This window comes from bacterium, from assembly GCA_021372775.1.
Classification (GTDB): domain Bacteria; phylum Acidobacteriota; class Polarisedimenticolia; order J045; family J045; genus JAJFTU01.
On sequence record JAJFTU010000311.1, the window covers coordinates 1 to 2,213 of the forward strand.

Consider the following 2,213-nt stretch of genomic DNA (forward strand, 5'->3'; position numbering starts at 1 on the left):
CCCTCGGAACTGTCCGCGAGGGTCGCCTTGGCCAGGCGCGGCCGGAGGGCGAACGTGAGCAGTCCCGTGCCGCAGCCGTATTCGAATCCCGCTTCGCGCCCCGTCGGCGGGACCAGCCGCTCGATCGCGTCGGCCACGCGCCGCGCCCGCTCCACTTTGGCCGGATCGTCGTCCCAAGTCGCGGCTCGTTCGTCGAAGTCGACCATCGGGAATCCTCTCGCCGGCGCGCCGTTACTTCGGGGCCGGCCGGCAGTGTAAGCTCTCCGCCGCCGCCGCGCGTCGGCGGCGCTTGGGGAGGCTCTTGATGACTGGAACGAACTTCGCGCGGCGGGCTTTCGCCGCGCTGGCGGTCGCGGCGTTGGCCGCGACGGGGGCGTTCGCGGGGACGACGCCGTTGATCAAGGTGCGGGTGGCGAGTCTGGACGCCGCCTTCGCCGACGCGCGGACGCTCGCCAAGAGCGCGCGCAAGGATTTCTCCCGCGAGGAGTTGGTCGCGGGGATCGCCTCCGCGCTGGGGCTCAAGGACTTGTCGTTCGTGGACTTCTCCCGCCCGGCGGCGATGGCGATGCCGCAGGAGGGGCTGGCCCTCAACGCCGCCGGACTCGTCTTCGCCGCGCCGGTGAAGGACGCCGCGGCGGCGCTCAAGGCGCTGGAGACGCAGACCGAGCGGTTCGCGGTGGAAGGCGACCTGCACGTCTTCGGCGAAGGGAACCCGATCTACGTGCGCGCCGTCGGGACGTACCTCGTGCTCGGGCGGACGCCGGAACTGGTCGCGGCGTTCGATCCGGCCGACGCGCTGAGCGCCGGCGATCTTCCGGCGGGATCGGTCGCCGCGTCGGTCCAGATCACGCCGCTCGCGCCGCTGATCAAGTCGGGGATCCTCGCCGCGAAGCAGAAGATGCACGAGGCGCCGGCCGCCGCCGCGAAGAACGGGAAGGACGACGAGAACGCCGCGCCGGACGAGGACGCTTCGTCGGACGAAGACGCCGAGCAGGCCGACGAGGCCGAGGAAGAAGGCGACGCGACGACGGACGCCGCGCCGGCGGGGGCGAAGGCGCCGGAAGCCGCCAAGCCGCAGGAGCGGCCGAACGGCGCTCCGGCCGAGGAGAAGGCGAAGGCCGGGAAGCCGGCGAACCCGGCGGTGTCGCCGGCCCAGATCGTTCCGCTGATGGACGTCTACGCCGACGCGGTCGCCGACGGCATCGACAACATCTCCGAAATCCAGCTCGCGATCGAGGTGAAGGGCGGGCACGCGGTGCTGCACGAGCGGTTCGTGGCGCGCCCCGGAAGCACGCTCGCCGAACTGGCGGCGGGGCAGAAGCGCGGCGCCGCGCCCGAGATCGCGCGGATGCTGCCGGACGACGCGCCGATCGTCGTCCTCGGCCGCTGGGAATGGACCGAAGCGGTGCGCGCGGCGCTCATCGGCTACGGCGAACGCCTGAACGCCGCGTACGACAAGGCCATGGAGGGCGTGACCGATCCGCAGGCCCGGGCCTCCTTGGAGCAGGCTCGGACGTGGCGGAACCTGATCCAGTGGCGGCCGTGGCTGACGTGCCAGAAGGGCGAGGTCGCGGGCGCGATGGACTTCGCGCCGACCGGTCTTCGCGGCCTGTCGATCACGCGCTTTGATTCGCGGCCGGAATGCCGAGGGCTGTTCGACGCGGCTCTCGCGGCGGCCAAGACGGCGGCCGGCGGCGCCGGCGCGGTCGCGGTGGAGACGCTGCCGCCGTCGGGGACGAAGGCGTTCTCCTACCGGGTCCCGCTCGATTTGGGCGCCGCGGGCGCCGCGGAAGCGGACCGCGTCAAGAAGCTCTTCGGGAAGGGCGAACTGGTCGTGCGCATGGCGCAGGTGGACGACGTCGCGTTCAGCGCCTTCGGCGAAGCCGGCGGCGACGAGATCGTCCGCGCCTTGGCGCGCCGCAACGCCGGGGCGGGCCCCGCGGCGGCGACGTTCGCGCCGTTCGTCCCGGGGGACGGCATCGTCGGCTTCCTCAGCGTGGGGGAGATCATGCAGGAACTCGCCGAAGGCAAGAGCGCCAAGGAAACGGAGGCGCTGCGGAAGCTCAAGGGAGCGGCGGGGCGCGTGACGTTCCGCGTCGGCTTCGACGCCGCCGCGCTCGACGTGGACGTCGCCGTGCCGCTGGCGATGATCGACGCGGTCGCCGGGGCGGCGGCGGAACCGGCGCCGGCCGTGCCGGAGACGCCGGCCGCGC

2 protein-coding genes are annotated in these 2,213 nt (G+C 73.2%); one reads left to right on the forward strand and one right to left on the reverse strand.

The window, feature by feature from the left end; all coding sequences use genetic code 11:
• On the reverse strand, positions 1–206 hold a 206-nt coding region (locus tag LLG88_10685), incomplete at its 3' end, for a class I SAM-dependent methyltransferase (GenBank protein MCE5247366.1).
• Between the two features lie 98 nt (positions 207–304).
• Between LLG88_10685 and LLG88_10690 the strand changes: the two genes are divergently transcribed.
• Positions 305–2,213: hypothetical protein (locus tag LLG88_10690; protein MCE5247367.1), on the forward strand; the 1,909-nt coding region annotated here is incomplete at its 3' end.